This is a genomic window from Streptomyces sp. NBC_00691 (assembly GCF_036226665.1).
Taxonomy (GTDB): domain Bacteria; phylum Actinomycetota; class Actinomycetes; order Streptomycetales; family Streptomycetaceae; genus Streptomyces.
The window spans coordinates 376,383-395,855 of sequence record NZ_CP109007.1; the positions used below are offsets into that span (position 1 = coordinate 376,383).

A 19,473-nucleotide genomic window follows, 5' to 3' on the forward strand; every position below is an offset into this window, starting at 1 on the left:
TCTCCCGGTCCGTCGCGCCCCGCCATCGGATTCGTGGCGGCGGAACGCGTTTCGGCTGCGTGTTCGGGGTCATTCGGAACCTCGGATGTGGTCCTCGACCCGGAGGGGTTCCGTCGTGTCGGTCATGGTGTTCCTGGTGTTCGGTGTCGGGGTGGCGATGGCGTGGTGGGGCATCGCCCCGGTCCGCGCCCCCGTCCGCGGCGGTGTGCGGAAAGGACCCCGGTGACGGCCGGGAGCAGCGTTCCCGGCCGCGGCGGCGTACTCCGGCAGGAGGGAGAGGCACGCCCTGACCCGCTTCCCCTCCGGTTCCGGCTCCACGCTCACCGTCTCGCAGACGGAGACGACGATCTCGACACCGTGCTGTCCGATGCGGCGGGGATCGTGTCCGCGAGGTACGGGGGCGGCGGCCTCGCGGTCGAAGACCGAGATCTCCAGGGTGTCCTGCCGCAGCTCCAGCAGCAGTCGGCAGGGGCCGGCCGCGTGCCGGACCGCGTTGGTCACGAGCTCGCTGACCACCAGCCGCGCCAGCTCGACGCGCTCGTCGGCCACCGGTTCACGCCCCGCGGACGGGGCGGCCGCGAGGAAGTCGGCCGTGAAGGCGCGGGCGGAGGCGATCGCTCCGCCGTCGTGGGCGTCGTCGTAGACGACACTCGCGGCCAGCAAGGGCTCCCGTGCCGCGGGCTCCGCCGTCATCGCGTATGTCATGGCGCTGGTACTCCCCTCGTCCGGTGGGTGCGCCGGGCACCTCCCCCTCCGCCTTTCCCCTCTTCATGGTTCCCACACCGCCCACCACGCGGATCACACAGACCGGTGGCGCGTCAGGGAGGGGGCGCGGCGGGTTCCCCGCCCGGTCTCGGGTCCGGTGGGGCCGCCCCGCGGCCGTTCCAGTCGAGGCAGAGCACGAGGACGGCGTCCGATGCGCCCCGGGGTGTCTCGCACAGTGCCCGTACGACGGCTCCGGGAGCGTCCGCGCAGCTCAGGTGGCTGGTCCGGGCGAGCGCCCGCGCGACGGGACCCTCCGGCGCCTCGTACTCCCCGGTGGACGCGGGATGGCCCGTACCGCAGGCGACGAAGATCAGCCGGTCGCCGGGGAGGAGGCGCAGGTGCTGGGGCGCGTAGACGGTGTCCTCGAACATGCCGAGGGGCAGTTGCCTGTCCAGTTCGACGCGCTCGGGAACGGCGTCGCGGATCAGCCAGAGCGACGGCGACCCGGCGTCGACCACCTCGATCCCGCCGGTGGCGAGGTCGAGACGGAGCAGCAGGGCGGCCAGCGGGCTCTTCCCCCGGTACTGCCCGTAGAGCGCCTGGTCGGTGAGGCTGGCCTGCCCCACCAGGTCGAGTCCGGCCCGCCGGGCGTTGCGGATCGCCGTCAGGGCGAAGGTGCTCACCAGGGCGGCGGGAGTACCGGGCCCGATGCCGTCGGCGACGGTCAGCAGGAGTTCGTCCGCGGTCACGCTCCAGTCCAGGAGGTGTCCGCCCGAGGTGTAGGCGGGCTCCCAGTGCGCGTGGAGGTCGAACGCCGGCCCGGCACAGGCCCGGCCCGGCAGGGTGTCCCACTGCATCTCCCCCGCGACGCTGAGGGCGTGCGTCCTGCGGGTGCTGCGGTACAGGTCGGTGTGGCGGTCGGCGACGCACAGGGCGTGTCCGAGCGTCTCGGCGACGCGGCCGAGACTCTCGACGGTCTCCGGCGTGCCCCGGTCCGACGGCAGGATGACCACGAGCACGCCGAATCGGTCGCCGCGGACCGTGACGGGAAGGTAAACGGTCGCCGTGGGCCCGACATCACGCGAAAGATATGGTTGCTGCGTGCGGAAGACTCGACCCGCGGGGCCCGCGTCCACGGGCACGTGCGGCGCTCCGGCAGGCGCCTGCACGGGCACCACGGGGCGCAGGGACGTGAATCCGTAGTCGATGAGCAGCAGGTCGGCGGAGGACGCGGCGTACAGCCGCGTGAGACTGGTACGGAGGGAGTCCAGGAGGAGATGTGGTGCCGCCCCGCGCAGTGCGCCTTCCACTGTCACGTATCGATCCACCGGATCCGTACCGCCTTCTGGAGAGATGTGGAGATGACCGGTCCGCCGCACGGCCGAGGTCCTCGGCCCCGGACGCCCGAGGAGTGTCGGCAGGCATGAACACCAACCCCGCTCCGTCGCCGCGGGAACCGCAGCAGACGGCCGAGGCCGCGCGGGAGCTCATCGAGCTGCTGGAGGTGCTGTGGGAGCGCGGCCGGGACATGGTGTCGTCGACACCGGTCTCGGCGAGTCAGCTGCGCGTGCTCTACAGCCTGGACCGCGAGGAGGGCATCAGCCTGCGCATCCTGGGTGACCTGCTCGGTTCCGCCCCGCCGTCGGTCAGCCGCATGTGCGACCGGCTGGAGGCGCTGGGCTTCGTCCAGCGCCTGCCCAGCCCCGTGAGCCGGAGGCAGCTGGAGCTGCATCTGACCGGGCACGGCAAGGCGTACCTGCGGGAGCTCCGGGCCCAGCGGGAGCAAGCCCTGCTCGCGGTCATCGCCGACATGTCACCGACGAGCCGCAAGGCCCTGCTGCGGGGGCTCACGGGGTTCCACGAGGCCCTGGGCGAGAGCGGGTCGGCCGCTTCGTCACGCCCGCGCACGCCGTTGAAGGACGTCAGCTCGGCCTGACCCCCGTGCGGCGCCGGCTCCGGCCGGGCGCACACCCCATGTCCCCATCGCCACCCCTGGTTCTCCATGACGTGTCCCACCGGGCACGCGCCCGGGAGGAGTACCCCAAGGATACAGTTGTCACACGGCAACTGTTGACACGGCGCCGTTCCAGTCGAGGCAGACGACGAGGGCGTCGTCCTCCAGTGCGCCGCCGCCGTGATGAGCGCTGAGCTCCCGGAGCATCGCCTGCGGGACGTGCGTGGGCGGCAGCAGACGCGTCCCCCTGAGCGCACGGGCCAGCGCCCGGTCCCCGTAGCTCTCGCCGGCCGGTGAGACGGCGGCGTACACCCCGTCGCTGCCGAACAGAAGGCGGTCCCCCGGCCGCACGGTGAACCGCTCGGGGACGTACACGGAGTCCTCGAACATGCCGAGGGGCAACTGCGCCTCGAAGCCGATGGACTCGACGGAATGGCCCCGCAGCCGCCACAGGCGAGGCGAACCGGCGTCCACGGCCTCCACCTCTCCCGTGGCCATGTCGAAGGACAGGAGCAGCACCGACACGAAGGCGCCGCCCCGGTACTGCGCGTACACGGCCTGGTCGGCCAGCGCGGCCTGGTCCGCGAGGGCGAGACCGGCCCGGCGGGCGTTGCGGAGCGCGTTGATCGCCAGGTTCGTCAGCAGGGCGGCCTCGATGCCCTCCCCCATGCCGTTGGTGACGGTGAGGGTGAGACGGCCCTCGGAGACCGACCAGTCGTAGTTGTCGCCGAAGATGGCGTACGCGGGTTCGAGGTGGGCGGCGAGGGCGAACTCGGGGCGGGCGCACGAACGGCCGGGCAGGAGCTGCCACTGCATCTCCGCCGCGAGCGTGAGCCGCACCGCCCTGCGTGCCAGGACGTACAGGTCCGTGTCGCGCTCGGCCACCAGGATCTCGTGGCCGAGTGCCTCGCAGATCTGGGCGAGTCCCGGGAACAGGGGGCCCAGGTCGATTCCCGGGGGCAGTTCGGCGGTGAGGACACCCAGCCGGTCTCCACGGACGGTCACGGGCAGGTGGAGCAGGACCGACGCCGGTCCGTGGACCGCATAGGGCTCCTGGGCACCGAAGGCTCGGCCCTCGGGACTGTCGTGGATCGGGATCGACGGATCGGCCCCGGGGGTGCGCTCGACGAGCTGGAGCGTCCGCAAGCCGTAGTCGGCGAGGCGGAGTTCCACCCGCAGGGCGCCGCAGCACTCCCGCAGGGCGTCCTCGACGACGCTCACCAGCCGGTGCGGAGCTGCCCGGCGGAGCGCCTGCTCGACGTCGGCGATCTCGTGCACGTTCTCCCTCATCCTTCCTCTCGGGCCCGGTCCCGTGCCGGGCACCGCGCTCCCTTCCGCTATCTCTCGCCGCCGGCCGCGGCCAGGGCCTCCGCCACTCGGTCGTGCGGCGGGATCGTCGTCGTCACCCCGGTGATGTCCAGGATGCGTCGCACCGCCGGGTTCGGCGCGGCGAGGTACAGGTCCCCGCCGGCCTCCCGTGCCCTGTGCACCGACCTGATGAGCACGTTCAGACCCGACGAGTCCATGAACTCGAGCGCGGTCAGATCGAGGACGAGATGGTGCCGCCCTTGGCCGAACTGTTCCGCGAGGTGGTCGTCGAGTCTGTCGGCCGTGTCCAGGTCCAGTTCACCCGCTACGGACAGCACAGCCGTGCGGGCGTCGCGGGTCTCGACGACGACCTGGAGGTTCGGTTCTCGCTCGGACATGTTTCCCTGCTTTCCGGGTGGGGGCGGTAGATCGTGGGGCGGACGGTCGGGGATCAGTACACCTGGACGCCGACCACGCACGTGTCGTCGTCCGTGTCCGACTTGCTGCGCGCCAGCAGCTGGTCCAGCCGCTGCTCCAGGCTCCCGGACGGGAGCTGGGCGACGGCGAGCAGCTGGGCGACGGAGTCCTCGACGGGGGTGTCCCGCCGTTCGACGAGTCCGTCGGTGTACATCAGCACGATGTCCTCGGGTTCGAGCCGGAGCTCGGTCTCCTCGTACTCGGCCTCGGCGAGCGCGCCCAGCAGCATTCCTCGCAGGAGCGGCAGGTCGAGCGCCCTCTCCCCCCGGACGAGCACCGGCGGCAGGTGCCCCGCCCGGGCCCATCGCAGGGTACGGGTGTCGGGGTCGAAGATCCCGCAGACGGCGGTGGCCGTGACATGGGCGGTGAGGTGGTGGGCGACGCTGTTGAGCCAGGACAGGAGCTGTCCCGGCCCCGCGCCCGTGACGGCGAGGCCGCGGAGCGCGTTGCGGAGCACCACCATCCCGGTGGCGGCCTCCACTCCGTGGCCCGCGACATCACCGACGCACAGGAGCACCTTCTTGGAGGGCAGCACGACGGCGTCGTACCAGTCGCCGCCGACCAGGGACTCGGTCTCGGCCGGGCGGTAGCGCACGGCCACATCGAGGGCCGGCGCGTCGAGCGGCGGTTTGACCGGCGGCATGATGGCGTGCTGGAGCTGGAGGGTGAGCCGGTTGCGCTCCTCGGCGGCCTCCTCCGTGGCGACCAGCCGGTCGTGGGTGGCCGTGAGGGCGACCTCGGTCCAGTGCTGCGCCGAGATGTCCTGGTAGGCGCCCCGGACGGTCTCGAGGCCGCCGTCGACGCCCAGGGCGGGTTCGGCGGTCACCCGGATGTGGCGCGTGACCCCGTCGCGGCGCAGCATGCGGAAGGCCGCGGATCCCACCTGCCGCTGGTGCAGCACCGTCTGGAGGAAGTGCCGGATGGTGCCGGAGTCGTCGGGATGGGCATGGCCGAGGAGATCGCGCAGGGCGACCGGCGCCTCCGTCGGCCGCCGGCCGAAGAGCTCGAAGAGCTGGCCGTGCCAGGTGATGTCTCCGGTGAGGGCGTCCTCCTCGAAGGCGCCGACCCGGCCCAGGCGCTGGGCGTGCTGCAGCAGGCTTGCCAGGCGCGCCGATTCGTCCTCGACGCGCCAGACCAGGAGGACGCTCCCTCCGTACCGGCTGATGCTGATGTCGGCGAGCGAGGTCAGCGGCACCTGGTCCACCAGGGCGGTGAGCCGGGTGCGCCGCGCGCGGAACGGCTCGCCCGTGGCGTAGACCCGCTCGATCCGTTCGAAGAGTTCGCTCTCGTCGGCCGTCGCGGGGTACGCCTCCAGGAGCAGCGCCCCGTCGACGGCGCTGCGCGGCCGGCCGGCGGGGTCCTGGAAGTGCGCGTTGGCGTGTCTGACGCGGAAGTCGGCGAGCCGGCCCTCCTCGTCCAGGTGCGGGGTGAGGACGAGGGCGGAGTCGTAGAGCCCGTCGGACAGCTCGGCCAACTCCAGCGATCCGTCCCCGGCGGGGCCGAGGGTTCGCGTGGGGGCCGCCTGGTCGGGGAGCCCTTCCAGCGTATGGGCACAGAGTTGCGCGAGTGCCTCGATCTGTCGTTCCACGGCCTGCGGCTGGGGGCCCAGCGGGCGGGCCCAGCAGATCTCCAGGACGCCGTGTATGCGACCGCCGGTCCCGGCGGGGACGACGACCCGCCCGCCGTCGGGGTGCCGCGTACGTCCGATGGAGGGGATGCCCGAGGCGGCCAGGTTGGGGTACCAGACGGTGCGGCGGCCGGTGAGCGCCTGTCGGGCGGCGGTGGTCACCCCCGGGGGTACGTAGTGCCAGCGGGCCGCCTCGTCGGGTCCGAACCCCGCGTGGCCGCGCAGGCTCAGCGAGGTGTCCGGGCTGGTGGTCCAGATCGCCACGGCGACGGCGCCCAGGGGTTCGAGGGCGTGCGCGAGCAGCGAATCGGCGACGGCCTGGGTGTCGCCGGCGCTGAGCGCCGCGCTCTCCGCCGTACGCAGGCGCACGGCGACCGAGGCGGCGGGCCCCGCGGTGCCCGGTTCACCGACGGTCGCCCTCATGAACTCGCCCGCGGCCTCGGAGACCTGGTCCCGGGCCGCCTGGTTGATGATGTCCGCGGCCAGCTCCAGCCGGGAGAGGCCGGCCCGGTCGGCGAGCTCGGCGAGCTGCCGCGCCGCCTGGGCGGGGCCGCAGCCGAGGCGCTCGACGAGGACGCCCTTCGCGAGTTCGATCAGGGCGCGCCCTTCGGTGGCCGCGTGCGCGGCGCGCACCTCGCCGCGCAGCCGCTCCACCGTGGCGGACAGCCGGCCGTCGGTGAGGTCGTCCGGCGTCGGTGGGAGTTCACCGCCGGAGGGAGGGGAGACCGGTGGGCCGGCGGGTGCCTCGGGCGCCGTGGCACCGTCCCCAGGAGGGACGGCGGACGGGTCTCCGTCCCGGAAGGGGGGGCCACTCACGTGGGCGACTCCTCGGTCAGGACGGCCTCGCGACCGCGGAAAGGAAAGGGACGGTGACAGGATGCGCCAGAACGGCCGGGGAATCGCCGTCGGGTGCGGGACGGCCCGATCGGGCCCGCGGGACTACGCATCGTTCAGCCACCGGCCGACGCAGGCGATGAGTTCGTCGGCGTCGACGGGCTTGGTCACGTAGTCGCTGGCGCCCGACGCGAGGCTCTTCTCACGGTCGCCCGGCATGGCCTTGGCGGTGACCGCGATCACGGGCAGTTCCGCGTACTGCGACAACTTCCTGATCCGGGCCGTCGCCGTGTAGCCGTCCATCTCCGGCATCATCACGTCCATCAGGACGAGGGACACGGCCGGGTTCGCCAGGAGCGTCTCGATCCCCTTCCGGCCGTTCTCGGCGTGCAGCACCGTGACGCCGTACAGCTCCAGGATCCCGCTCAGGGCGTAGAGGTTCCGGGCGTCGTCGTCGACCACGAGGACGGTGCGGCCGTGCAGCGTGGTGTCGATCGCCTGGGGCGCCGGTGCCCAGTGGTCCCCGCGGACCAGGGGCACGACATCGCCGGGCTGCTCCGCGGACAGGTGCAGCGCGATCCGCTCGCGCAGTTCGTCGAGGCTGGAGAGCAGCTCCAGCGGACGGCGGCGGGCCAGCTCCTGCAGCGCCACCTCCTCGTGTGCGGGGAGCCGGCGGTTGTTGTGGGCGAGGACCGGAACCGTACGCAACGCCTCGTCGCCGTCCACGGCGTCCAGGAAGCGCAGGGCGTCGCCGTCCGCCATGTCGACATCGAGCACGACGCAGTGGAACGGCTGGGTGGCGAGCGCGGTGGCCGCCTCCTGAGGGCCGACGACCGCGATCAGTTCGATGTCCGTCCGCTCGGCGTGCGCCCCGTCGGCGGAGAGCTGCGTGACCGCGTTCTCGGCGACGACGGCGAGGAGCCCGCGCGGGCGCTCCTCGATCACGAGGAGGCGGCGCGTCGGCCGGGTCCTCGCCGTGCCGGGCCCGGCGGGCAGGGCGGGAGCGGCACCCTGGGCCGGTGCCGGGATCTCGGTGGCCTCCAGCGTCCGGGCGGCGGGGTCGGGCCGCTCCGTGAAGTCGGCGCGGGTGACGGGCAGGTAGAGGGTGAAGGTGCTGCCCTCCCCGGCCACGCTGGTCACCGTGAGAGCGCCACCGAGCAGATGGGCGATCTCGCGGCTGATGGAGAGGCCGAGGCCGGTGCCTCCGTACTTCCGGTTGGTCGTCCCGTCGGCCTGCTGGAAGGCGCCGAAGATGGCCTCCAGGTTCTCGGGGGCGATGCCGATGCCGGTGTCCGCCACGCGGAAGGCGACGACGGCGCCGCCCCGCTGGACCGACACGGGGAGCTCGGCGTCGGAGGCCGGTTCGATGCGGAGCTCGACGCTGCCGTGCTCGGTGAACTTGACGGCGTTCGAGAGCAGGTTCCGCAGCACCTGCCGGAGCCGGGAGTCGTCGGTGATCAGGTCGACGGGCACGCCGGCGGCCGTGGCGACGGAGAAGGCGAGGCTCTTCTGCGAGGTGAGGGGGCGGAAGGTGGCCTCGACGTAGTCGAGGAGCCTGCGCAGGGGCACCCGCTCCGGGTTGAGGTCCATCTTCCCCGCCTCGACCTTGGACAGGTCGAGGATGTCGTTGATCAGCTGCAGCAGGTCGGACCCGGCGGAGTGGATGATGCCGGCGTACTCGACCTGCTTGGCCGTGAGGTTGCGGGTCGGGTTCTGGGCCAGCAGCTGGGCCAGGATCAGCAGGCTGTTGAGCGGGGTGCGCAGTTCGTGGCTCATGTTCGCCAGGAACTCGGACTTGTACGTCGAGGCCAGCGCGAGTTGCTGGGCACGGTCCTCGAGCTCCTGGCGAGCCTGCTCGATCTGGAGGTTCTTGGCTTCGATGTCGCGGTTCTGTGTGGCGAGCAGGGCCGCCTTCTCCTCCAGCTCGGCGTTGGAGCGCTGGAGCTCCTCCTGCTGCACCTGGAGTTCCTCGGTGCGTGAGCGCAGTTCGCCTGCCAGCCGCTGGGACTCGTCGAGGAGCTCGTCGGTACGGGCGTTGGCGACGATGGTGCTGAGATTGACTCCCACCGTCTCCATGAGCTGCTCCAGGAAGTCCCGGTGCACGGAGGTGAAGGGGCTGAACGCCATGAGTTCGATGACGCCGAGCACCTGGTCCTCGACGACGACCGGCAGCACCACGAGGCTGCCCCGGGCCGTGCTCCCGAGTCCCGAGGAGATCGTGACGTAGTCGGCGGGGACGTTCTCGGCGGCGATGGTGCGGCGGCTGCGGGCGGCCTGTCCCACCAGCGACTCACCCAGCCGGAAACGGTCCCTGCCCCGGTCTCCGGCGGGTCGGCCGTAGGCGCCGACGAGGCCGAGTTCGACGCTGTCCGATCCTTCTTCGGCCAGGTAGAACGCGCCGTACTGGGCGGCGACGAGCGGGGTCAGCTCGTCCATGACGAGTTCGGCGACGACCGCCAGGTCCCGGTGGCCCTGCATCAGCGCGGAGATCCGGGCCAGGCTGGACTTGAGCCAGTCCTGTTCCTGGTTGGCGCGCGTCGTCTCGCGCAGCGAGCCGACCATCGCGTTGATGTTGTCCTTGAGCTCGGCCACCTCGCCCGAGGCCTCGACGGTGATCGAGCGGGTCAGATCGCCCTCGGCGACGGCACTCGCGACCTCCGCGATGGCGCGGACCTGGCGGGTGAGGTTGCCGGCCAGCTCGTTGACGTTCTCGGTCAGCCGCTTCCAGGTCCCGGAGACGCCCTCGACCTCGGCCTGTCCTCCGAGCCGGCCCTCGCTGCCGACCTCCCGCGCGACGCGGGTGACCTCGGCGGCGAAGGAGGACAGCTGGTCGACCATCGTGTTGATGGTCGTCTTCAGTTCGAGGATCTCGCCGCGGGCGTCGACGTCGATCTTCTTGGAGAGGTCGCCGTTGGCGACGGCCGTGGTGACCTGGGCGATGTTCCGGACCTGTCCGGTCAGGTTGTTCGCCATGGAGTTGACGTTGTCGGTGAGGTCCTTCCAGGTGCCGGCCACGTTCGGCACCCGGGCCTGGCCACCGAGCCGGCCCTCGGTGCCCACCTCACGGGCCACACGGGTCACCTCGTCGGCGAAGGCCGAGAGCGTGTCCACCATGGTGTTGATGGTGTCGGCGAGCGCGGCGACCTCGCCCTTGGCCTCCACGGTGATCCGGCGGGAGAGGTCACCGCGGGCCACGGAGGTGGCGACCTGGGCGATCGAACGCACCTGCCCGGTGAGGTTGGACGCCATCACGTTGACGTTGTCCGTCAGGTCCTTCCACGTGCCCGAGGCGCCCCGGACGGTGGCCTGACCGCCGAGATTGCCCTCGGTGCCCACTTCGCGGGCGACCCGGGTCACCTCGTCGGCGAAAGCCGAGAGCTGGTCGACCATCGTGTTGATGGTCGTCTTCAGCTCCAGGATCTCGCCGCGGGCGTCGACGTCGACCTTCTCCGACAGATCGCCGTTGGCGACCGCGGTGGCGACGTGTGCGATCGCCCTCACCTGAGCGGTGAGGTTCCCCGCCATGGAGTTGACGGAGTCGGTGAGATCGCGCCAGGTGCCGGAGGCGCCCCTCACATCGGCCTGTCCGCCGAGAATGCCCTCCGTTCCCACCTCACGGGCCATCCGCGTGACCTCGTCGGCGAAGGAGGAGAGCTGGTCGACCATCGTGTTGATGGTGTTCTTCAGCTCCAGGATCTCGCCCCGCGCGTCCACGTCGATCTTCTGGGAGAGGTCTCCCTTGGCGACCGCGGTGGCCACCTGGGCGATGTCCCGGACCTGGGTGGTGAGGTTGCCGGCCATGGCGTTCACCGAGTCGGTGAGGTCGGCCCAGGTCCCGGAGACGCCGGGCACGGCGGCCTGCCCGCCGAGTGTCCCCTCCGTGCCGACCTCACGGGCGACCCGCGTCACCTCGGAGGTGAACAGGGACAGCTGGTCGACCATCCCGTTGAACACCATGGAGATCTCGCCCATCAGGCCGTCCGCCTCGTCGGGCAGACGGGTGCCGAAGTCACCGTCCCGCACCGCCGTCAGTCCGGCCAGGAGCTGTCGGAGCTCGGGCTCGCCCACCGCGGCCGGCCCGGGCCTCACCCGGGCCGACGAGCCTTCGGTCGTCGTCTCAGACATGCCCCATCCTCGTTCCCAACAGGCTTCCGCTTACGGACCGTTCGGTCCCGGTCACCGAGCCGGACGCCCGCTCCCCCAGGACGACTCCGACCACGATGGTTGCCGTACGGCAATGATGACGACACTACCCCTACGTGATCGCCAAGAGGAGGGCGGTGCCGCGTCATGCGGCCGGAACACGCCGTCGGCCCGGTTCGCCCGGGGCCTCGCGACGACGCGGCGCCGGGCCCCCGGGCGCGCGGACGAGCCCGGCACGCTCCGAACGGGGAGTGCCGGGCTCGTTCGTGCCAGAGGATCGCCTCCGTCGCAGGTGGACGACGGAGACCTGCGGCCGGCGGTGCCGCCTCGGAAGGGCCAGGAGGCGGAGGGACAGGATTCGGGTGTACGCGGCGTCGGGGCCGGGCGGGGCTCCTCGGCCCTCAGAAACGGCGTTCGAGGAGCCGGGCCACCGGCCCCAGGTCCCTTCGCCGCGTCCGCCGTCCCAGCGCGTACGCGAGGGCGAGCGCGGCCACCGTGCCCGCGGCGGCACCCGCCGTCACCGCCCTGTGGGCGCGCACGGCGGTCCACAGCGTGTCCCCGGCGCCGGTATCGACCCGCACGGCCGTACGGGCCTCGGGCAACGGAGCCGGAACGGCACGCAGCTCCCCCAGGTCCAGGTGGACCTCCACCGCCTCGGGGCCGTACGCCTCCGAAATGCCGGGGTCGGACGTCTCACCCCTCTCGGCGTCGTGCGCCATCCCGGGGTAGTCCGGCACGGCGTGCGGCCCGGTCCAGGGGAACTGGTTCTTTCCGCTCTTCTCCGAAGCACTCATGCGAGCCCGTCTCACCGGATGCGACCGCGGTAAACCTGGTGCCTCGTACCGGACGGTCTCCTCGTGTCCCGTGGTGGTGGCGCGCGGCGGGACCCGCCGCCGCGGACGTGGGAACGGCGTGGGCCGGACACGTTCTGTCCGGCCCACGCCGTTCGTACGTCCCTGAGGGGGAGCCCGGGCCGCGGCTCGTCAGATGGCGCCGGTGCCGCCCGAGAAGGGTCCGCCGGTGCGGTAGTACTGGGTGATCTCCTCACGGTACTGCCGGTCCGCGAGGTGCTTGTCGGAGACGAACTCGGGTGCGTCCTTCACTTGTTCCTTGGACAGGGCGAGGTGGACCGTGTAGTCCTCCAGGTCCACGCGGGTCACCGCGCTCGCCGGGATCAGCGCCTCCTTGCCGAAGATCCAGACACCCGTGTCCACCACGAGATAGGCGTCGTCGACCTCGTCGGAGTGCTTGTCCACCTTGCCGATGTGGCCGTCGGCCGCCTCGACCCGCCATCCGACGAGGTCGATGCCCGCCAGGTGGCCGGACTCCGTGCTGTAGGACCAGATGCGATCGTTCATCGCTGTCACTCCTCTGTCTCTGTACGTCGTGGGCGTCACGGCACCGGCATCCGCGTGTGCCTCAGAGCAGGTCACGCCGGTCGTCGTCGGTGACCGTGGGGGCCACGGGCGGGACCACCATCCGGCGGCGGCGAAGGACGCTCGTGTACACGGCGGTTCCGAGGAAGCCGACCGCCATGAGAATCAGGCCGACCAGATCGAGGTCGATCGCTTCGAGCTCCCAGTCGGACGCGAACGTGAGGATCGCTCCGACGGCGATCATGATGATGAACAGTCCCAGACCCATGATTGTGCTCCCTCCCAAACGGGTTGGACAGCGTCCGCGTACCCGGCCCTCAGGCGTTCATTCCGCTCTTCCCCCGGGCGCCGGTCGGGTCGCGCCCCCGTCGGACGGCGTGGGCGGGCATCCCGCGGATCCGCCGGATCCCGCTGGTGTGAGACGGCGGCGACGGGCAACACGGAGTGACAGCACACGAAGCCCGGTGGCACTCGCCCTCGACGGAACGAAGGAAACCATGGCACACGACATCTGGACCTACGGGCAGACAGCTGCCCCCGCGGCACGTCTCGACCTGATCGGTTACCGGGTCGAGGCCACGGACGGGTTCGCGGGCACGGTCGACACGCACGAGCCCACGGCCGGCCGCGCGCACGTGGTGGTGGACACGGCTCCCTGGATCCCCGGCAGGCGCGTCATCGTCCCGGCGGGGGTCGTGACCGCGGTCGACCCCGGTACGGAGAGACTCCACATCGGCTGCTCCAAGCAGCAGATCGAGGAGGCCCCGCAGTTCGAACCCGGCCCCGACCACGTATCGGACGACGAGCAGCCGCACCGGATGGGGCTCGTCGACTACTACCTGGCGTTCTTCCGATAGGCGATCCCCGCAGGAGCGTCCGCCTTCCGATCCAAGGAGAGAACCATGAGCGCACTGCTGACCCGTATCAAGCGATTCGCCCACAGCCCTCAGGGCCGTAGCGCCGCGGCGTCCGTACGCCGGGCCGCCGCCGACCCCCGCAGGCGCACCCAGGTGCAGCGCCTCCTCACCAAGCTGCGCGGCCACCGCTGACGGCTGCTCACCCCGGCCCGGCCGGGTACGGGAACGACGCCCCGCGCGGTGGACCGCGTGGGGCGTCGCCGCGTCCGCCCCCGGCCGCCGGACGCGGCGCGGGAAGGCTCCTGAGCCGGTCTCGTGGAATCGGCCGGTCACGCGCGGCGCCGCGCTCGATCGGCGGCGCTCCGGCGCATGATGAGCGGGTCACCGGGGTCGGCCCCGGCGACCTGCGGCGAGAGGAAGGCTGATGCCGGTGGAGGAGGACACCCTGGGCTCGGTCCTGGCCGACGTGCTGGCGTCGTCCCACCGTCTCGCGCCCCGAGCGATCCCCGACCTCGTGCGGGACGCCGGACGGCGCCTGGGGCTCTCCGCTGCCCGCGTCTACGTGGCCGACCTGCAGCAGCGCGATCTGGTCGCCCTGCCCCATTCGGAGCAGGGGCGTGGATACGACGCCGACGGCGGGACCGCGGACTCGGAGACGCTGCCCATCGAGAACTCGCTCGCCGGGCGCGCCTACCGCACCGAGACGGTGCAGGTGGGCCGGCCGGACGCCGCCGACGGCGGCCGCGGCGGCACCGGCACCGAACGGACCGGCTGGATCCCGGTGGTGGACGGCATCGGCCGCGTGGGGGTGCTGCGCGTGACCGCGCCGGAACTCGACGCGCGCCTCCTGCGCCGGTGCGAGGCCTTCGCCGACCTGCTCGCGATGATCCTGGCGACGAAGGAGCAGTACAGCGACCTTCTGGCCCAGACCATGCGCACCCGGCCGATGAGCGTGCAGGCCGAGTTGCTGTGGGCGTTCCTGCCCCCGCGCACGATCGGCACCGCGGTGGTGAGCTCCAGCGCCGTCCTGGAACCCGCGTACGAGGTGGGCGGGGACGCGTACGACCACAGCCTGGCCGGGGACGTGCTGCACCTGACGCTTCTGGACGCCATGGGCCACGACCTCGCGTCCGGCGGCTGCAGTGCCATGGCGCTGGCCGCCTGTCGTTCCGCCCGACGCGCGGGCGGCCGCCTCGACGACATCGCCGTGGGGATCGACCGCACCTTGGACCGCTGGATCCCGGGGCGCTTGCTGACCTGCGTCATCGCCGACCTCGACACCTCCACCGGCCGGCTGGACTGGATCAACTGCGGCCATCCTCCGCCGCTGCTGATCCGTGACCGCCGTGTGGTGACCGGCGCACTCGACCGCGCCCCCCGTCCGCCCCTCGGGCTGACCGGGTACGACCTTCCGCCCCCGCGCGTCCACAGCGCCCATCTACAGCCCGGCGACCGGCTGCTGCTGTTCACCGACGGCGTCACCGACGCCCGGTCCGGCACCGGTGACCTGTTCGGCGAACAACGCCTGGCCGACGCCGTCGTCCGTGCCCTGACCGACGGTCTCCCCGCCCCCGAAGCCCTGCGCCGCCTGATCGAGCAGATTCTCGTGCACCAGAACCAGCGCCTGAGCGACGACGCCACCCTGCTCCTCACCGAGTGGCATCCTGGGCGCCGATGAACCCGCCCGTACCGGGGCACCGAGCCTGGCGCACGGGGCGACCGGCCGTCTCTCGTGGGTGTCAGTGTGTGCCGGACCGGTCGAGCCAGCGCCGGAGCGCGCTGTGGGTGGTCTCGTCCAGGGCGCACAGCACCTCGATGGCGTCGAGATCGCCCGGCAGGGGTGCGACGCCCGCCGCGGTGAGGGCGGCGTGCAGCTCCAGCCGACGGCGGTCGGCCGGCCGGAGACGGCCGGACAAGCCGCCCGAGGCCACGGGCTCCGACTCCCGGTCGTCGTCGTAGTCCATGATGCCGAAGGCCGCCGAGGTCTCCCCGGTCCGGTCGTCGATGTCATGCGCGGCAGGGAAGCGGTACGGGTCGAGATCCAACAGTGCGCGCGGAGCCGTGGTGAGCGCCTGGAACTCGGTCATGAGCGTCTCCTCAGTCGTCGTGCAACGTGCACATGACGACGACGGGGGCATGTCGACCCGTTGCGCACCAGGGAGAAAGCCACCCGGATGTCCCCTATGGCATCTCGTCACACAGAAGATGAGGCCACGGACGCCGGAACGCCGGCAGGCAGGCACGTCGGCCAGGACTGTGCGCCGGGAGGAGCGCTTCTCACAGCTGCCGCAGCGCCGGCAGAAGCTTGGCCTCCGCCCAGCGCAGGAAGGGTTCCTGCTGGTCGCCGCCGATCTGGATCAGGCAGACCTCGGTGAATCCGGCGTCGGTGTAGGGGCGTACCGCGTCGACGAAGGCGTCCACGTCGTCGCCGCAGGGGACGGCATCCGCGACGTCCTGGGGCCTGGTGTGCCGCGCGGCCTGGTCGAAGGCGACCGGGCCGGGGAGCTCGGCGTTGATCCTCCAGCCCCCGAGCGCCCAGCGGAACTGATCGTGCGCCCGGGCCACCGCCGCCTCGTGATCGGGGTCGTAGGAGACCGGGAGCTGGCCCACGCACGGTTTGCCGGAGCCTCCGTACGCGCCGAACGCGGTCACCAGCTCGCGCTTCGGCTCGGTGGCGACGAGGAGGTCGCCGTGCAGTCCGGCCAGCTCGCAGGAGCGGTCTCCGGAGGCGGCGATCCCGATCGGGGGCGGATCGTCGGGGAGGTCCCAGATCCTGGCGTTCTCGACGTCGAAGTGGCGGCCGTGGTGGCTGACGTATCCGCCGGCGAACAGGGAACGGATGATGCCCACGGATTCCTCGAGCATCTCCAGGCGGACGCGGGCGGCGGGCCAGCCCGCGCCGACGATGTGCTCGTTGAGGTTCTCGCCCGACCCCAGGCCCAGCCGGAAGCGCCCCTGGGAGAGGAGCTGCATCGTGGCCGCCTTCTGGGCGACCACCGCGGGGTGGTAGCGGAACGTCGGGCAGGTCACGTAGGTCATGAGCGGGATCCTGGAGGTCGCCTGCGCGGCGGCGCCCAGTACGCTCCACGCGTACGGCGCGTGCCCTTGGGACTCCAGCCAGGGAAAGGAGTGGTCGGAGATGACGGCGAAGTCGAAACCCGCCCGCTCCGCTTCCACCACGTGGTCGACCAGATCCCGCGGTCCGGCCTGCTCGGTCATCATCGTGTATCCGAAACGCACCATGTCGGGCGGCTTTCCGCTGCGGGCTGCCTGAAACGTCCGCACCGGCCGCCGCCTCAGGCCGGGTGCCCCGGGTCGAGATCTCTCAACTCCCGGTAGCGGAGGAGCACGGGTGGCGGGCCCGCGGCCGGCGGGCAGACGTCCACGGGCGCAAGGAGGAATCCCACGTGGTCGCCGCCCTCGATCCGCCCCTCGATCCGGCCGGTGAACCAGGTGCGCAGCTCATCGAGGACCGGGCTGTCTCCCACTCCCGGCCGCCAGTCGATCGTCGCAAACTTGTCGACCCGGTCGCCCGTCTCCTCTCCGAAGAGCTCCGCCAGCGCCCGGTCGTCACGGTGGAGCAGGTGCACGGTGAGGTGTTCGGCCGTGCAGGCGACGCGGTAGGTGTGGTTGGCGACCGACAGCCACACGGCGAACCTCGGCGGGTCGATGGAACACTGCGAGGCGAACCCCACCAGGCAGCCCGCCCGCTGCCCGCCGGACGCGACCGTCACGACGTACATCGGGCCGTCGAACGCGTCGGTGAAGGGGTCCGCGTCCGTCACAGCGCCTCCTGAGGGTTCCGCCGGGAACACCGGGCCCCGACGAGATCGTGGTGACGCGTCCGGCCGGCCTGCGAGGCTCGTTCCCGCAGCGGAGCGCGGACGCACCGGCCTCCGTCGGGCCGGTTCGTCGTGTTCACCGTCCCTCAGCCCTCATTCGGCCCGCGGCCCGGCCCGTCCGGGCAGGGGCGTGCGCAGCGCGCTGCGCCCTTCGGCCCAGGCCGCGCCGATGTGCTCCGCGAGGCGGTCCTCCAGAAGGACGGTGGCCGCGCAGCCGAAGGCGATGTCGGCTTCCAGGGACGGCTCGTCGGCGAGCAGGCCGCCGATGACCTCATGGCGCACGACCTGTTCGTGCACGGCGTCCGCCTCGACGTGCTCGTCGTAGAAGTGGGCGGCGGCCCGGCCCGCACCGCAGCGGCGCATCGCCTTGGCGAGTCGCCTGGAGCCGGGTGAGGAGGTCACCTCGACGCACGCGAAGTGACCCACCAGGAGACCGCGGTGGGAACGGTGGAGCCCGAAGAGGGACATCAGGTTGAGGGTGGCGAGCAGCGGCGCGGGAGCCTGGTCCAGGTAGCGGCCGTACGCGGGGTCGAGGCCGAGGTCCACCATGAGGTCGGCGTAGAGGCGGGCGTGGATCCGGTCGGGGCGGCCCGCGCCGAACTCGTCGTACTCGATGGCGGCCATCGCGGCCTTGGCGCGGCCTCGCAGCCGAGGGATCACCCAGACATGCGGATCGGCTTCCTTGAGGTGGTAGAGCGAACGAAGGGCCGCGTACTCCCGCAGCTGCCACAGCTCGCCCTCGCGTTCGAGGTGGTGGCTGAGACCGCCGGAGTCCAGGGGTTCGACGAGGAGCGGGGCGAAGGCCTCCTCGACGGTTCGGGGGGCGTCGGACAGCTCGGTGCCCAGGGCGTGCAGGAAGCGCGATTCGAGGTCCAGGCGCAGCCGCAGCAGTTCCGGATCCCATTCGCGGTCGTCGTCCACACCGTCGAAGCCTCGGTAGTGGAGCTCGTAGAGGAGGTGGAGCGCCAGCTGGAGGTCCTCGCCCCAGGGGTCCGCCGACAGCACGGCGCCCGGGCGGTGGGCCGGAGCGGCGTTCGCCCGAAGGGCCTCCGTGACGGCGGCGGACAGGGTGCCGCGCGGCTCGACAAGACGGGCGTCCCCGGTGGACGCGGTGGCCTTCGTCGCCCTGGTGCTCGGGGTGCTCGGGGTGCTCGTGAGCGAGGCTGTCATGTGGGGCTCCTGTCCTCGGAGGGCGGGACCGCGCGCTCGCGGGGGCGGTGGCTGGTGTCGCACCACGGGTAGATGCGACTGCGGCGGCAGGTGCAGAGAGCGACCACGAAGCGCTCGGAACGGGCGACCGTTCCGTCGTCGAGGACGATCTCGACCGGCCCCTCGACCAGATCAGGTCCTCGCACGTCCCTCTGCGCCTTGGCGGACCGGCGGGCGGGCGCGTCCGCGCGGGTCGGGCCGGGGGCGTTCCGGGGGTCGCCCGGGCTGCCCGGGCTGTTCCGGGAGTCAGCGTGCACGGATGACCACCAGCTCTTCCCTGTCCTCGGCCTCCGTCGCCAGGCCCGTCCGAGCCAGCCAGGACCGGCGCGAGCGCAGGACGGGCCCCCAGGGCACCGAGGCCCTGGCCGTGACGTCCGCGTCCATGCCCGCCCCGGTCAGGCGGTCGACGGTCTCCTGGGCCCCGCACATCTGGGAATGGACCAGCAGCAGGACCCCGCCGGGCCGCAGCAGCGCCGGAGCGCTCTCGCAGATGCGATCGATGACACTCCGCCCGTCCGGGCCGGCGTCCCAGGCCCGTTCCGGCCCCCGCGAGGGCAGCAGGACGTCCGGTGCCGGCACATACGGCGGATTCGATACGACGAGGTCGAAGCGGCGGCCCCCGCTGCGCGCCGCGAAGTCACCGTGGACGACGCGCAGGGGCAGTCGGTGGCGCAGGGCGTTCAGGCGGGCGGTGAGGACGGCGGGCCACGAGACGTCGACCGCGGTGACCCTCGCCCGTCGCCGCGCCGCGTCGAGGGCGACCGCGCCGGTGCCCGTACCGATCTCCAGCACCTCGGTCCCCGGCCCGAGGTCCTCCTGGGCCAGGGCGTGGGCGAGCAGAAGCGTGTCCGCCTGCGGCCGGTAGACGCCGGGCAGCGCGATCAGACCGCCTGGCAGGGCGCCCAGGGACAGAGCTGTAGCGGACACGGAACACCTCCATGATCGACGGTCGTCGGGGCCGGTCGGGGGGCGCGACGGCTCCGGCCGGCTGCTCCCTGCGACTGCCCCGTGCGGGGCGGCTCATCCCTGCTGTCGCGATCTATCGGCGCAGGCGGAGCGGGCGGACACGAGGAGTGACGCGCCGGCCGGGTGCCGCCGACCGGTGCAGCCGGTCGGCCCCTGACGTCGGCTCCGCCGGCCG

19 protein-coding genes are annotated in these 19,473 nt (G+C 72.3%); 4 read left to right on the forward strand and 15 right to left on the reverse strand.

The window, feature by feature from the left end; genetic code table 11:
* Positions 1 to 69: 69 nt before the first annotated feature.
* Both OG392_RS01825 and OG392_RS01830 read right to left on the reverse strand, forming a co-directional pair.
* A complete protein-coding gene (locus OG392_RS01825) occupies positions 70 to 705 on the reverse strand; it encodes an ATP-binding protein (RefSeq protein ID WP_329274748.1) in 636 nt (211 codons plus the stop codon).
* A gap of 113 nt (positions 706 to 818) precedes the next feature.
* On the reverse strand, positions 819 to 2,021 hold the full coding sequence (locus tag OG392_RS01830) for a PP2C family protein-serine/threonine phosphatase (RefSeq protein ID WP_329274751.1): 1,203 nt from the start codon (positions 2,019 to 2,021) through the stop codon (positions 819 to 821).
* A gap of 107 nt (positions 2,022 to 2,128) precedes the next feature.
* Between OG392_RS01830 and OG392_RS01835 the strand changes: the two genes are divergently transcribed.
* On the forward strand, positions 2,129 to 2,641 hold the full coding sequence (locus tag OG392_RS01835; RefSeq protein WP_329274754.1) for a MarR family winged helix-turn-helix transcriptional regulator: 513 nt from the start codon (positions 2,129 to 2,131) through the stop codon (positions 2,639 to 2,641).
* A 120-nt stretch (positions 2,642 to 2,761) separates the two neighbouring features.
* On the opposite strand, the gene OG392_RS01840 is transcribed toward OG392_RS01835, so the two are convergent.
* The 7 genes from OG392_RS01840 to OG392_RS01870 form a co-directional block, all read right to left on the reverse strand.
* A complete protein-coding gene (locus tag OG392_RS01840) occupies positions 2,762 to 3,937 on the reverse strand; it encodes a PP2C family protein-serine/threonine phosphatase (protein ID WP_443055050.1) in 1,176 nt (391 codons plus the stop codon).
* Positions 3,938 to 3,996: 59 nt separating this feature from the next.
* Positions 3,997 to 4,365 (reverse strand): STAS domain-containing protein, encoded by a 369-nt coding sequence (locus OG392_RS01845; protein WP_329274759.1) that lies wholly within the window; start codon positions 4,363 to 4,365, stop codon positions 3,997 to 3,999.
* 53 nt (positions 4,366 to 4,418) lie between these two features.
* Complete coding sequence (locus OG392_RS01850) at positions 4,419 to 6,887, reverse strand: SpoIIE family protein phosphatase (protein ID WP_329274763.1); 2,469 nt, start codon at positions 6,885 to 6,887, stop codon at positions 4,419 to 4,421.
* A 123-nt stretch (positions 6,888 to 7,010) separates the two neighbouring features.
* On the reverse strand, positions 7,011 to 11,030 hold the full coding sequence (locus tag OG392_RS01855; RefSeq protein WP_329274765.1) for a HAMP domain-containing protein: 4,020 nt from the start codon (positions 11,028 to 11,030) through the stop codon (positions 7,011 to 7,013).
* A gap of 419 nt (positions 11,031 to 11,449) precedes the next feature.
* The gene (locus tag OG392_RS01860; RefSeq protein ID WP_329274767.1) at positions 11,450 to 11,842 is read right to left on the reverse strand and encodes a hypothetical protein; all 393 of its coding nucleotides are present in this window, start codon (positions 11,840 to 11,842) and stop codon (positions 11,450 to 11,452) included.
* Between the two features lie 189 nt (positions 11,843 to 12,031).
* Positions 12,032 to 12,406, reverse strand: a complete 375-nt coding sequence (locus tag OG392_RS01865; protein ID WP_329274769.1) for a PRC-barrel domain containing protein — start codon at positions 12,404 to 12,406, stop codon at positions 12,032 to 12,034.
* A 61-nt stretch (positions 12,407 to 12,467) separates the two neighbouring features.
* Positions 12,468 to 12,692: a DUF6458 family protein gene (locus OG392_RS01870; RefSeq protein ID WP_329274771.1), complete on the reverse strand. Its 225-nt coding sequence runs from the start codon at positions 12,690 to 12,692 to the stop codon at positions 12,468 to 12,470.
* A gap of 229 nt (positions 12,693 to 12,921) precedes the next feature.
* Between OG392_RS01870 and OG392_RS01875 the strand changes: the two genes are divergently transcribed.
* The 3 genes from OG392_RS01875 (at position 12,922) to OG392_RS01885 (ending at position 14,959) form a co-directional block, all read left to right on the forward strand.
* On the forward strand, positions 12,922 to 13,281 hold the full coding sequence (locus tag OG392_RS01875) for a PRC-barrel domain containing protein (protein ID WP_329274773.1): 360 nt from the start codon (positions 12,922 to 12,924) through the stop codon (positions 13,279 to 13,281).
* A gap of 45 nt (positions 13,282 to 13,326) precedes the next feature.
* A complete protein-coding gene (locus OG392_RS01880; RefSeq protein WP_266975921.1) occupies positions 13,327 to 13,473 on the forward strand; it encodes a hypothetical protein in 147 nt (48 codons plus the stop codon).
* Between the two features lie 232 nt (positions 13,474 to 13,705).
* Positions 13,706 to 14,959 (forward strand): PP2C family protein-serine/threonine phosphatase, encoded by a 1,254-nt coding sequence (locus OG392_RS01885; RefSeq protein ID WP_329274777.1) that lies wholly within the window; start codon positions 13,706 to 13,708, stop codon positions 14,957 to 14,959.
* A 61-nt stretch (positions 14,960 to 15,020) separates the two neighbouring features.
* Here the strand turns inward: OG392_RS01885 and OG392_RS01890 are convergent, their stop codons facing one another.
* The 6 genes from OG392_RS01890 to OG392_RS01915 all read right to left on the reverse strand — a co-directional run bounded on the left by OG392_RS01890 (position 15,021) and on the right by OG392_RS01915 (position 19,259).
* A complete protein-coding gene (locus OG392_RS01890) occupies positions 15,021 to 15,368 on the reverse strand; it encodes a hypothetical protein (RefSeq protein ID WP_329274779.1) in 348 nt (115 codons plus the stop codon).
* A gap of 190 nt (positions 15,369 to 15,558) precedes the next feature.
* On the reverse strand, positions 15,559 to 16,524 hold the full coding sequence (locus OG392_RS01895) for an LLM class F420-dependent oxidoreductase (RefSeq protein WP_329274782.1): 966 nt from the start codon (positions 16,522 to 16,524) through the stop codon (positions 15,559 to 15,561).
* A 53-nt stretch (positions 16,525 to 16,577) separates the two neighbouring features.
* Positions 16,578 to 17,066, reverse strand: coding sequence for a flavin reductase family protein (locus OG392_RS01900; RefSeq protein ID WP_329274784.1), 489 nt, complete (start codon positions 17,064 to 17,066; stop codon positions 16,578 to 16,580).
* 150 nt (positions 17,067 to 17,216) lie between these two features.
* Entirely contained in the window at positions 17,217 to 18,293 is a 1,077-nt protein-coding gene (locus OG392_RS01905) for an iron-containing redox enzyme family protein (protein ID WP_329274787.1), read from the reverse strand.
* Complete coding sequence (locus OG392_RS01910; RefSeq protein ID WP_329274789.1) at positions 18,290 to 18,478, reverse strand: CDGSH iron-sulfur domain-containing protein; 189 nt, start codon at positions 18,476 to 18,478, stop codon at positions 18,290 to 18,292. The genes OG392_RS01905 and OG392_RS01910 overlap by 4 nt, the downstream gene beginning before the upstream one ends.
* A 100-nt stretch (positions 18,479 to 18,578) precedes the next feature.
* A complete protein-coding gene (locus OG392_RS01915) occupies positions 18,579 to 19,259 on the reverse strand; it encodes a HemK2/MTQ2 family protein methyltransferase (protein WP_329274792.1) in 681 nt (226 codons plus the stop codon).
* Between the last annotated feature and the right edge of the window lie 214 nt (positions 19,260 to 19,473).